Here is a 12558-nt window from a genome sequence, read left to right as displayed (position 1 = left end):
GCCCTCCTCAGGAAGGCGGCCTTTTTCATAGATGTCGAGGATCAGTTCAGCGGAATTGAGTTTTTTTCCTTGCTGGCCTGATACTGCTCAGAGAGTTCGGCATATTTCGCACTGATTGCCGCAGCGCGTTTTTGCAGCCTATCGCGATCCGGTTCCGGAAGCTCCGCAATCATCTTGTGGATGGAATAGCTGTTCCAGAACGCGTTTTCCTTGTTGTAGCCGCCCGGTTCCAGCGTGAAAACCTCCTTCAAGATTTTGAGATCATGCGGGATTGCGAATGCATCACGTGAATCTTCGTGGCTGAAGAAGTAGTAGAAATTGTCAAAACCTGCCCAAGTGATAGCCGAAAGGCACATGGAACAGGGTTCGTGGGTCGACAAGAAAATCAGTTCGCGCGGATCTGGGCGGGTATCCCTCTCCATCTCAAAGAACCGCTTCAACGTATGAACCTCGCCATGCCATAGCGGGTTTTCCGTCTCATTGTTGGTCTCTGCCAAGACAAGCGACAGATCCGATTTGCGCAGCAGCGCCGCGCCGAAGATCTTGTTCCCGGCGGCTACGCCGCTCTCGGTTTTTGGAATAATCCGGCGGTCGATCGTATCAAGCAGTACCTCAATCAGGTTGCTCATGGCCTGCTGTTCCATCGGTGACTTTCTGATCAGAGACTATCCAATATCGAAAATAGCAATGGCGCGGATGCGACGCAATCGCCGCATCCGCGCCGGATTGTAAAGTCAGCCGGGAAACAGCGCGAACTTTATAACAAAGAGCGCAGCCACAAGCCATGTCGCGGGGTGCACAACACTTGCCTTGCCGGTGAATGTCTTCAACACGACATAGCTGATGAACCCGAAGGCGAGACCGTTCGCTATCGAATATGTGAAGGGGATCATCAAAGCGGTAATCGCTGCCGGGGTCGACTCAGTGACATCACCCCATTCGATATCGACGAGTTCATGCATCATGAGCCCCGCCACATAGAGCAACGCTGGAGCAGTCGCATAACCCGGCACGGAAGCCGCGAGTGGCGAGATGAACAGCGCCGCCAGGAACAGCACCGCAATGGTCAACGCGGTCAAACCTGTGCGACCGCCAGCTTGAACGCCCGAGGCACTTTCGACATAGGCGGTCGTGCTGCTGGTCCCGAGCAACGAGCCGGCGACGATGGCCGTGCTGTCAGCAAACAATGCGCGGCCAAGATTGTTCGGTTTTCCCTCTTCGATAAGCCCGGCACGCTTGCTGACGCCGATCAAGGTTCCGGTCGCATCAAACACCTCGACAAGCACGAATACGAGGATGACCTGAAGAAGCCCGGTATGCAACGCACCCATGATATCAAGTTGGAGGAAGGTTGGCGCCAGACTTGGCGGCGCTGAAAATACGCCCTTGAACTCACTCACGCCAAGGATCATCGACAGGACCGTCACAACTAGAATGCCGATCAGAATTGCCCCGCGAACTTTGAGCGCATCGAGCGCGGCGATGACGAAGAAGCCCAGGATCGCGAGCAAGGCTCCTGTACTTCCAAGATGACCCAAACCAACGAATGTCGCAGGATTTGCGACGACGATGCCGGAATTTTTCAACGCAATGAATGCGAGGAAGAGGCCGATACCCGCCGCAATCGCACTTCGCAACGATTTGGGAATGCCTGCGACAAGCCAGCGACGTATTCCGGTTACTGTCAGAAGCAGAAAGATGCAGCCCGAGATGAACACGGCTCCGAGCGCCTGCTGCCAGCTGAAACCCATCGCCGCTACGACCGTAAAGGCGAAGAAGGCGTTGAGGCCCATTCCGGGTGCCATGCCGATCGGCCAATTGGCAACCAGCGCCATCACGCCCGAACCGAGTGCAGCGGCGATACAGGTCGCGACAAACACAGCATTGCGATCCATCCCCGTCGAGGACAAGATCTCTGGATTGACGAAAATGATATACGACATCGTCAGGAACGTCGTCAGTCCTGCCAACACTTCCGTGCGTACCGATGTGTCGTGGTCGTTAAGCTTGAAAAGCTTTTCGAGCATAATTCCTCCCCTTGGCAAAAGCCTAAGTCTCCGGTTGCCTGACAAGCGCGCTACGCGTCAATGCAGACTGCCTCTTTTGAGTTTTCGATAATTCTCCTATCAAGAGATGGCAGGCATACACTCCTCCGCATACCGCCGCTCCTCAGTGTCGCCACTGCGGATGGGATTGTGCGATTTTCGTCACGGCGATGCTAGGCACCTATTCCGCATTCATTTGCGAAACACCTTCAATATTTTCTTGAGCTTTATGATGGATTTACCGCGTCGCAACGATGAATATGCGAGGGAATGGCAACAGCACTATCCCGTCATCCATCGGCTTGTAGGATTGAGCCAAACGTTGCCTGTACTTGTCAAGAAAATCTGCGCGTTCATCGTCGTTGAGCAGAGAAAGATACGGGCGTAACCCTGAACCCTTAAACCATTCAATGATGCCATCCAGCCCTTGCAACGGATGATGATAGGTCGTGCGCCAAATGTCGATGTGTTGGCAATGGGGCCGTAGCAATTGATAGTAGAATGACGCTGTGCCTATTTCGCTGCGAGTGGCATCCGCCTGCGTTACCCTTGCAGCCCAGCGTTCGTCAGCCGCCACTTCCCGCATGGCGATATGTGTCGCCTCCTGCAGATTATCTGGCATCTGTATCGCCAGGGAACCTCCTTTACTCAGAAAACCCATCAGCCGCGGGAAAAGCCGGTCGTGGTCCGGAAGCCACTGCATAACGGCATTGGCGTAGATAAGATCGGCATTCCTGTGCGGCTGCCACACATCAATGTCGGCAACCGCGAATTCGCAGCCCGGCAGTCGCTCCTTTGCCTTGGCGGTCATATCCGCAGAAGAATCGATCCCAAGGACTTCAGCATGTGGATACCGCTTTACAATCAGTTCGGTGGAATTGCCCGGGCCGCAGCCGAGGTCCATTGCAAATTTCACATTCTGATTGGGAACGGCGGATAGCAGGTCATTTGCCGGGCGGGTGCGCTCGTCCTCGAATTTCAGATACTGGTCAGGCGACCAATCCGCTTTTCTCATATGCGACTCATGCTCCCTGTCACTCGCCAAGGCTTAGCATGGCTACCACGCCAACAAAGCTGAAATATTGCACCGCTTTAGTTGAGGACAGATCGGCTATTGAATTCGTCGCATAATGTCGGACGCTATCGTCTTGACGATATTCTCAGGCGTGAGGATGCTGGCTTTGCTTTCCTGGACCTCCGTTTCGGGAGGTTGAGCAGTAAAATCTGTGGGATTGGCTTCATTGGGGAAAAACGCTGGGCCGACGGTCCTCACATTTTCATGGGGCGCCTCGTCTTCATCAATGTCTCCCTGAGCAGGTTCTTCCGACAAGGTATCAACGTCGGGCTCTCCCACCGCTTGCAACGCTGATGTGGCAGGCTTGGATTGGGAAACGGGTGTCTCCGGTGCGGCAGCCATCATATCGGCTTGAGCATGGCACGTGCAACCCGGCACGGCTTTGACACCCGCCGTGCGGTAATTGAATGCGTTGGGAAGTTCGCTATAGGGCTTCTTGTCGGTGACGGATATCATTGCATCCGATTCCTGTTCGGGCACCGCGTGATAGTACAATTTCGCGTTCCCGGCCGGACACATCGCACTACAGGCATTTTGATCACGCGCAAAATATTTGGGCTTGGTCGAGAACGAGATCGGGAAATAGTATCCATCGCATGTCCGCACACAAATGGTTCGATAACCCTTTTTGACGACGCCGTTAACGCTTGGCTCTGTCCCTTCATAGGTCGCCGCAAGCGTCTCCGGTCCCGCAGACACCTTGCGATGTGCCTCGCGTTCATCCAATTGCCGTTTGACCATTATTCTGGAGGCAGGCTTTTGCTCCTCGTCAGATTGCGTGCCAAACAGAACTTCCAGCAAGGTCTTGCGACGGACACTGGATGAATCATTGTTTCTGCCAATCGAAGCCACCCTGTCATTACAGCCTCTAGCTTCCATTGAGGCCAGAATCTGTTGGCGTGAAGGCTGCGACGAACCAGACCTGTCGCTTGCATTTTGCAGCTTTGCGAGTTTGGCGGACATCGCGTCAATGGTTTGAGCATAACGCTTGCAGAGTGCAGGATCCCCACGGGAAAACAGGAAACCTCCACAACCTGCCTTACCTGCCTTTGCCCGCATTTGTTGGAGCTGCAGCGCTTGTCGCTGCACCAGAGGGCTGTTCTTCTGTGAAACACTTCTGCCGCTTGAGGCGGCCACCAATTGCCGCTGCAAGGTCGCGCATGCCGCAGGGGCGGCGTGGGCGGTTTTGAGGGATGTCGGAACAAGCGCCGATATCAACCCGGTAACAACTAAAAGTTGAAAGAAAGGAAACAGCCGCGTTGCCATCTGCAGCCTCCGAGATGCCGCCAACTTTGAAGAAAGCTCGATCGCGTTAAATCTCGGGAAAAACGAATGCTTGGCGGAGTTGCCAGATCGCAATACTCCCGAATTTGGCGAAGCTTCCTGTTTGAGAATAACTCATTCTTAAATTCAACGTAATCCCAATTATTTATTTGTCGTATTAATATTAATGACGATTTCGTGAATTACTGGAGTTTTTTTTCCAGCAACTTGTCTAACCATTAGCCCACTTTTCCGAATTTACCGCCGAATTCTACTCCTGCAGGCCCGCGCAATTGTAATCCATTGCGTAATAGATAGCTGGCTATGATTCACGTGCGGCTCTTACATTCTGGATGTAACGAGAAATTCTCAGATAATTGTTTCTGATATACAGTAATCTTTACCATATCTGCAAGGCCTCTCGACAACACTTCAGGAATCGCATTTGTTGCCACTAATATTGATGGAATGTAGATGACGCACAGCGGGAGGTGATCCAATGTCTAACAAGCTGTTATCAGCCATTTTGATTAGTATCGGGCTGTTTGCGTGGCCAGCTTCGGCCTTGGCCGACGTTGGTTATACAACCGGAAATGTCAATCTACGCACCGGACCAGGAACCAGTTACGCTCGCGTCGGGACCCTGTCTGAAGGGACGCGCATCAATGTTCTGGGGTGTCAGCCGAGTTGGTGCCACGTCGCAACTCAAGGCGTCCGTGGATGGCTTTCTGCCAACTACGTCCAGCGGACAAGGGTTATCGTACAACGCCCAGTGGTCATTCGCCCTACTGTCGTTGTAAGACCCGCATATCATTATGGTCATGGTTATCGTCCTCGTCCGAAACCGAATCGTCCGCGGCCCAACTGCAAAATAGCACCCGGATTCCCTTGCAGGTAATTGTGTGACGGAATGGCGGGATGGCCCCTTGGTGCTTTTCCCGCCATGGTGCTGCAACCATTTCCGAGAATGCATAATTTTCTAGACCCGATGTCGGGATTGGCCATAGTGGATCGTCTTCAAATGAGAAGGAACGATCCATGCTTTACGCCATACTTTGCTATAACCCCGAAGACGTTGTCAGTTCCTGGACCAAGGAAGAGGATGACGCAGTGATGGCGCGCCTCGCAGTCGTCCAGGAAAAGCTTACCAAGCAGGGACGTCTTGGCCCTGTCGCAAGGCTTCTTCCGACGACTGCTGCGACCACCCTTCGCAAAGGTCGCGAAGATCCAGTTGTCATAGACGGGCCCTTTGCCGAGACAAAAGAGCAACTTCTCGGGTTTTACATTGTCGATTGTAAATCGCTGGACGAAGCACTTGAAACGGCGCGAGACCTTGCGCGCGCAAACCCGGGCACCGGCTCCTACGAGATAAGGCCGGTCGGTATCTTCAGGCCAGGATCGAGTTTTCCATGAACGACACGAACTGGATCGATGCAGCCCTCGTTGCGGCCCGCCCGCAGGCAGTTGGTGCATTGCTTCGCTACTTCCGCAATCTCGATACGGCGGAAGAGGCATTTCAGGAGGCCTGCCTTCGCGCGCTGAAAAGCTGGGGAAAGAACGGTCCGCCGCGAGATCCCACTGCGTGGTTGATCTTTGTTGGGCGCAATAGTGCGATCGACGTCGTTCGGCGGCAGGTAAAGCAACAGCCTCTGCCACCCGAGGAGCTTTTGTCGGACTTGGAAGATGCGGAAACCGCTATCGTCGAGAAGATAGACGGTTCCGACTATCGCGACGATATTCTGCGCCTGCTCTTCATTTGCTGTCATCCCGATCTTCCTGCCACGCAGCAAATCCCCTTGGCGCTCCGGATCGTGTCAGGCCTGTCTGTCCGGCAGATCGCCCGCGCCTTTCTCGTCGGCGAAAGTGCAATGGAGCAGCGGATAACACGCGCAAAGAGTCGTATTGGAGCTGGCGAAATACCATTCGAAACGCCTGGGCCGGTCGAACGGGCCGAACGGCTCGCAGCAGTCGCAGCCATGGTCTACCTGATCTTCAACGAAGGTTATTCGACCGGCAGCACCGAGGCACAAGCAAGATCACCACTATGCGACGAAGCCATCCGCCTTTCGCGATTGCTCCTGCGAATCTTCCCGACTCAGCCGGAGATTATGGGATTGACTGCACTTCTCCTGCTGCAAAGTGCCCGTTCTGGCGCCCGCTTCGATACGGACGGCTCGGTGATACTGCTGGAGAACCAGGATCGCGACCTCTGGAATCGGAGCATGATCAATGAAGGATTGGCGCTGATCGACAAGGCAATGCGCCACAGAGCACCCGGTCCCTATCAGATTCAGGCGGCAATCGCTGCGTTGCATGCACGGGCCAATCGCGCTGAGGACACGGATTGGGCCGAGATCGATCTGCTTTACGCAGCACTCGAAAGGCTGACCCCCTCGCCCGTCATCACGCTCAATCGTGCCGTTGCCGTTGCAAAGGTGCGAGGTCCCGCCGAAGCACTGGCGCTGATCGAGCCTCTGGAGGACAGGCTCTCCGGTTATTTTCATTTCTTCGGCGTCAAAGGTGGCCTGCTGATGAAGATAGGCCGCACCAGCGAAGCTCGGGAGGCGTTCAATCGCGCAATCTCTCTCGCTAACACGGCTGCAGAAGCCGCCCACATCCGCATGCACCTTGATCGGCTTGCGCAAGACTGATTCTTCGCAGCCGTGTCGGATCGGCGGTTGTTCATTCGTCCTTTGTTTAGAGGTAACGAAGGAGAACAAAATGACCACCCACGACGAGAAAACCGCAGTCGCGACTGTAATAAAGGACTGGTCGAAAGCAATCAGCAACAAGAACGCCGCGCAAGTCTTGTCTCATCTTGCCGATGATGTTGTACAGTTCACGCTCGCTCCACCGCTGCGATATCAGGGCAAAAGCGCTGAAGACCTGCAAGGCTGGTTCGATACGTGGGAAGGACCAATCGGCATTGAATCGCGCGACACGGCGATTTCGGCCGGCGCTGATATAGCTTTTGCAACAAGTCTCGTCCGCATGACGGGACGGAAAACCGACGGCGAGAAGCCTGATATCTGGTTTCGTCAGACGATTGGCCTGATCAAGCAAGCTGGCACGTGGAAGATCGCCCATGAACACGCCTCTGTACCTTTCTACATGGATGGCAGTTTCAGGGCTGCCATCGATCTGAAGCCATAATTCCACCCGTCTTACCGCCGGAGTTCGCGCGATACAGGAAGTCCATTCCTGTAACCGCGCGAACTCACTTGTGCTTAAGCAATACTTCGTCGGTAGTTTCGGTGACTTTGTCACGTCCCTGTCATGAAAAGCGGGATAAGAACCACTTCGGATTCCCCCAAAGACGCATTGTCACAAGGACGCAATCTTTAGATCGCCAACTTTGATTGGCGCGCGCGGCGTCATTGCCGCTATTCCTGGCTACCGCATTTCGAAGGAAGCACATGATGAACGAATTGATTCTTACAGGCGCCCGCGTCGTTCTTGACGATGCGATCATCAATGGTTCGGTGCAAATCGTCGACGGCACGATAGCCAGCATAGACATGGGACGTTCGGCAGTGCCGGGTTCGATTGACGTCGCCGGCGATTATATTCTGCCTGGTCTCGTCGATGCCCACACCGATCACCTTGAAAAACATGTGTTTCCGCGCGCTCACGTCAAATGGGATATGCTGCGGGCAGTCATGGCACATGATGCTCAAATCATCGGCGGCGGTGTCACAACGGTTTTTGATTCGCTGTGCGTCGGCGCCACCATCAAGAATCCTGAACGCCGCGAGATACTTGGGCCGATGATCGACGCGCTCGAATATGCCGGAGCAAAGGGCATGATGCGGGCTGAGCATCTCGTGCATCTACGTTGCGAGATCACCGATAATATGACGCCGGCACTGATTGCGGAAAACATCGACCGGGACATCGTGCGTGTGATCTCGATCATGGAACACATTCCGGGAAAACGTCAAAGTCATGATGTGTCGAACTATCTCGATCGGCGAATGAAGGAAACAGGCAAGGATCGGGCGGCTGTCGAAGAAGAAACACGGGAGTTGCTGGAAAGCCTCGAAGCAAGTTCAAGTGAAGTGCGGCACCTTGTCGTCGAATTTGCCAAGACGCGCGGCTTGCCCATGTTCAGTCATGACGATCTGACTGTCGAGCATATCCGCATGGCGCATGCCGAAGGCGTGCGTGTGGCGGAGTTCCCGGTCAGCATCGAGGCTGCGCGTGAGGCGCGGGCCCAATCCATGTTGATTGTGGCGGGTGCACCGAATGTGCTACGTGGCGGATCACAGTCAGGCAATGTGGCGGTAACCGAACTGCTTGCCGAGGGGCTGGTAGACATCCTGACTTCGGATTATGTGCCGCGTTCGATGCTGGATTGCGCGTTTTTATTGGCAAACCGGCCGGAATTCGACACTGACCTGCCTTCGGCTGTCCGCATGATGACCAGCGTTCCCGCGCGGGTCTGCGGTCTTGACGACCGCGGCGAAGTCCTTCCGGGCTTGCGTGCAGACCTTATTCGGGTACATCTGGCGGACAACATCCCCGTCATCCGCTCCGTGTGGCGGCAAGGACGGCTCGTCAACTAAATGGAAAAATCATGACCGAAATGCTCGTCACCAATGCCCGGCTGGTCCTGGCGGATCGCACCCTCGATGGGTCCATGGGCGTTCGAGATGGCCTGATCCAGGACATCGGAGAAGGGCCAAGCTCCGTTACTGATGCGGTTGATTTTGAAGGCGATTTTCTTATTCCTGGCTTCGTCGAGCTCCACACCGACAACCTCGAAAAGCATCTGCAGCCGCGGCCCGGGGTCATGTGGCCCTCAAGTGCCGCATCGGTGGTTGGGCACGATGTGCAGATTGCCGGCGCTGGAATTACCACAGTATTCGATGCTGTCGCAGTCGGCGAATATTCTTCGGCAAGCGCCCGCCGCCAGATGATCACAACTACAGTGGAAACTGTTGCCAATCCGCGTGTTCGAGAAGTACTTCGCAGCGAGCATCTGTTGCATCTGCGCTGTGAGCTGGCAGATCCGGCTGTGCTCGATATCTACAAGCCGATTGCGGACAACCCTTACGTCAAGCTCGTCTCGTTGATGGATCATACACCCGGCCAGCGGCAATGGGCGGATCTCGCCAAATGGCGGCAATTCAATCGCGACAAAAAATGGACGGATCTTGAATTCGACCAGATGGTTGCAGATCGAATCGCGGCGCAATCTCAATATGTTAACCGCTATCGAACCGCCGTGATCGACCTTGCTCGCCAGCATGGCACTGTGTTGGCCAGCCACGATGACACAACGCCGGAGCACGTCGACGAAGCCATGAACGACGGCATCTCCATATCGGAGTTTCCGACAAGTATAGACGCTGCAGCTCATGCGCACCGGCGCGGTATGAAAGTCGTCATGGGTGCACCGAATGTGGTTCGTGGCGGGTCGCATTCAGGCAACGTCTCGGCGATCGATCTGGTGCAGCGGGATCTTCTTGACGGGCTCTCTTCCGACTATGTGCCTTCCAGCCTGATGCAATCGGTGTTTTTACTCAACCAAAGTGCAGGAATCGATCTTGCGAAGGCTGTATCGTTCGTTTCAGCCAATCCGGCTCGGATGGTCGGCCTGGACGACCGTGGCGTTATTGAGATAGGCAAGCGGGCCGATTTCAGCAGAGTCCGGCTGATAGATGGCGTTCCGGTCATACTGAGCGTATGGCGGGAAGGAAGGCGCGTCTCCTGACGCGCCAGTATTCTCAAGTACTATACTTCTCGACAAAGGCCTTGGCGCTCAGGGCACGCATATCGGGAAGCGTTTCTCCAAGCTTTTCGTGACTCCAGTCCCACCAAGCGAGAGAGATCAACTTCTCCGCGAGTATTTCCGGATGGCGGCGCTTGATGAATTTTGCCGGCACGCCAGCAACGATCGTATATGGCTCGACATCCTTGGTCACCACTGCTGAAGAGCCAACGACAGCGCCGTCCCCGATAGTAATACCCGGCATGATAACGGCGCCATGACCGATCCAGACGTCATTGCCAATGTTTACCTTGTGATCACGGCGCCATTGGAAGAATTCGTCGTCGTCGCCAAGATCAAAACCGAACTGGCGTGAGCGATAACTGTAATGATGCTGACTGGCGCGCCACGTTGCATGATTTCCCGGATTGATGCGGGTAAAGGCTGCGATCGAACAAAACTTGCCGATCTTTGCGTAAATAATCGAGCCGTCATGCACGATATAGCTGTAGTCGCCGAACTCTGTTTCGGCGATGGCCGTGCGCGCGCCAACCTCTGTATATTGCCCTAATGTGCTATCCCGCACCGTTGCCGTCGGGTGAATTGTCGGGGCAATCCCCAGCATCTTTTCGCTCATTTCAACGCCTCTTGTTACCATATGAATCGTTCGGCGGCTTTCTAAGCTCCGCATGCAACAACAATATGAATGTATTGAGCAATTTCGCGTTATCAGGACAAATCAATCGGTGTTTTGTGTGCGGCAATATCGTGCGGCAGGATGGTTTGGCGCTCGATCATGCGATGCACGCGCGGTTCCGACAGACCGCGATGCAACGCGCGAATCCGATCGCCGATGGCGGCGTCAGCCTGGGTTCGCCGCTGATTGTGACGCACATACTCGACCCAGGTCGGCGTGTGGTAACTTTCGGTCCATATTTCAGGGTTCTCCAGATCGCGCATCAGCGCCCAATGCCCTGCCCCGTCGCGAATGCGGACGCGCCGCCGGGCGGCCATAACCACAAGGAAATCAGGAACATCGTCCTCCGCGATAACATAATCTATCATGATGACGATGGGGCCGCTGCGCGGTTTCAGGTCGAGTTTCAGCAGTGGCTCACTGAAGCGATTGAGCGGATCGAGATTGAGCGTTTTAAACTCTGGCAAAGCATAGCGCAGGCCAATTGCCGCGCCGAACAACATGACTATACTTGAAGCGAGCAGTGCCCTGTCTGCCCCATACTCGCCCGCTGCAACACCCCATAACCAGCTGCCGCCGGCGATGCCACCAAAGGTAGTCGTCTGATAAAGCGACAAGGCGCGACCGACGACCCAGCGCGGCGTCGAGAGCTGCACCGTCACGTTGAACAGCGAAAGCGCAAGCACCCAGCACGCACCGGAAAGAAGCAATGCGACATTGGTCGGCCAGACATTGCTGCTAACTGCGGTGAGGCCGGCACTCACTGCGAAGCCAATAAAGGCAATGCGAACAATGGCTTCGCTCGACAAATATTCCCGCAGACGCGCGCTGATCAATGCACCGGCGATCGCGCCGATGCCGAAGGAGCCGAGCATGACGCCATAAACCAGCGGGCCGCCATGGACGAGATCACGCGCCACCAGCGGTAAAAGAGCGAGAACGGCACTGGCCGAGAGGCCGAAAATGAAACTGCGGAAAATCACCTTTCCGATGTTCGGCGACATCGCTACGTAGCGCAAACCGGCGGAAATCGCCCGCCCCAACGTCTCGCGCGGCAAAGGATTGGCGTCGTATTTCGGCTGCCAGCGGAACAATGCATAAATCAACGGCAAATAACTTACAGTATTGACTGCAAACGCTGCCGCGGCGCCTGCTATAGCGACAATCACACCGCCGATGGCAGGGCCAACGCTGCGGGTAATATTGAAGCCCATGCTGTTCAATGCGACCGCATTCGGCAAATCATCGCGCGGTACCATATCCCCCACCGAAGCCTGCCATGAAGGGTTGTTCAGCGCCGTCCCGCAACCGATCAGGAATGTGAAGCAAAGTAGCAACCATGGCGTGATCAGGTTGAAGTGAGAAAACAAGGTCAGTAAGACCGATACGCCCAGCATGAAACACTGCGCGACTATCATCACCCGGCGGCGGTTGAAATTGTCGGCAAGAGCGCCGGATATCAACGAAAACAACATGATAGGCAGTGCCGTCGAAGCCTGAACCAGCGCAACCATATCGACAGAATCGGAGATGGTTGTCATCATCCAGGCCGCGCCGACTGACTGGATCAGGGAACCGAAATTGGAGGAAAGACTCGCGAGCCAGACAGTTCTGAAGATATCGTGTCTGAATGGCGCGAGTGGCGATGCCCGGTCTGTCACCTCGTCAACTTTCTTCTTTGGAAGACCTTAGAGCAAGTTTTGTCTATTTAGAGTCGTTCTGCCGGGTGAATTCGGGCCAAATCCATCGGCCTTCGGCATCGTCC

General features: G+C 55.0%; 12 protein-coding genes. 6 read left to right on the top strand and 6 right to left on the bottom strand.

All coding sequences use genetic code 11. From position 1 onward, the window contains the following. Positions 1-41: 41 nt before the first annotated feature. From LB462_RS05485 to LB462_RS05470, 4 genes are all read right to left on the bottom strand, one after another. Positions 42-629: a tRNA-specific adenosine deaminase gene (locus tag LB462_RS05485; RefSeq protein ID WP_370637072.1), complete on the bottom strand. Its 588-nt coding sequence runs from the start codon at positions 627-629 to the stop codon at positions 42-44. A gap of 105 nt (positions 630-734) precedes the next feature. Next, positions 735-2027 (bottom strand): NCS2 family permease, encoded by a 1293-nt coding sequence (locus LB462_RS05480; protein WP_224506334.1) that lies wholly within the window; start codon positions 2025-2027, stop codon positions 735-737. Between the two features lie 256 nt (positions 2028-2283). Continuing rightward, positions 2284-3060 carry a trans-aconitate 2-methyltransferase gene (tam, locus tag LB462_RS05475; protein ID WP_224506333.1) on the bottom strand — a complete coding sequence of 259 codons (777 nt, stop codon included), beginning with the start codon at positions 3058-3060 and terminating at the stop codon, positions 2284-2286. A gap of 96 nt (positions 3061-3156) precedes the next feature. Further along, entirely contained in the window at positions 3157-4386 is a 1230-nt protein-coding gene (locus LB462_RS05470) for a DUF2865 domain-containing protein (protein WP_224506332.1), read from the bottom strand. 496 nt (positions 4387-4882) lie between these two features. Here LB462_RS05470 and LB462_RS05465 point away from each other — a divergent pair, with 496 nt between their 5' ends. From LB462_RS05465 to LB462_RS05440, 6 genes are all read left to right on the top strand, one after another. Further along, entirely contained in the window at positions 4883-5281 is a 399-nt protein-coding gene (locus LB462_RS05465) for an SH3 domain-containing protein (protein WP_224506331.1), read from the top strand. Positions 5282-5421: 140 nt separating this feature from the next. Next, the gene (locus LB462_RS05460; protein WP_224506330.1) at positions 5422-5796 is read left to right on the top strand and encodes a YciI family protein; all 375 of its coding nucleotides are present in this window, start codon (positions 5422-5424) and stop codon (positions 5794-5796) included. After that, positions 5793-7034, top strand: coding sequence for an RNA polymerase sigma factor (locus tag LB462_RS05455; protein WP_224506329.1), 1242 nt, complete (start codon positions 5793-5795; stop codon positions 7032-7034). Before LB462_RS05460 ends, LB462_RS05455 begins: the two co-directional genes overlap by 4 nt. A 70-nt stretch (positions 7035-7104) precedes the next feature. Further along, the gene (locus LB462_RS05450; RefSeq protein ID WP_224506328.1) at positions 7105-7536 is read left to right on the top strand and encodes a YybH family protein; all 432 of its coding nucleotides are present in this window, start codon (positions 7105-7107) and stop codon (positions 7534-7536) included. 263 nt (positions 7537-7799) lie between these two features. Further along, on the top strand, positions 7800-8948 hold the full coding sequence (locus LB462_RS05445; protein WP_224506327.1) for an alpha-D-ribose 1-methylphosphonate 5-triphosphate diphosphatase: 1149 nt from the start codon (positions 7800-7802) through the stop codon (positions 8946-8948). Positions 8949-8959: 11 nt separating this feature from the next. Then, positions 8960-10099: an alpha-D-ribose 1-methylphosphonate 5-triphosphate diphosphatase gene (locus LB462_RS05440; protein ID WP_224506326.1), complete on the top strand. Its 1140-nt coding sequence runs from the start codon at positions 8960-8962 to the stop codon at positions 10097-10099. 13 nt (positions 10100-10112) lie between these two features. Here LB462_RS05440 and LB462_RS05435 read toward each other — a convergent pair whose 3' ends face one another. Continuing rightward, the gene (locus LB462_RS05435) at positions 10113-10733 is read right to left on the bottom strand and encodes a DapH/DapD/GlmU-related protein (RefSeq protein ID WP_224506325.1); all 621 of its coding nucleotides are present in this window, start codon (positions 10731-10733) and stop codon (positions 10113-10115) included. A gap of 92 nt (positions 10734-10825) precedes the next feature. Further along, complete coding sequence (locus LB462_RS05430; RefSeq protein WP_224506324.1) at positions 10826-12454, bottom strand: MFS transporter; 1629 nt, start codon at positions 12452-12454, stop codon at positions 10826-10828. Between the last annotated feature and the right edge of the window lie 104 nt (positions 12455-12558).

Source organism: Phyllobacterium chamaecytisi, assembly GCF_020164455.1.
GTDB classification, from domain to species: Bacteria; Pseudomonadota; Alphaproteobacteria; order Rhizobiales; family Rhizobiaceae; genus Phyllobacterium; species Phyllobacterium chamaecytisi.
The sequence above is the reverse complement of the archived record's forward strand: the minus strand, read 5'-3'. Positions and strand labels throughout refer to the sequence as shown.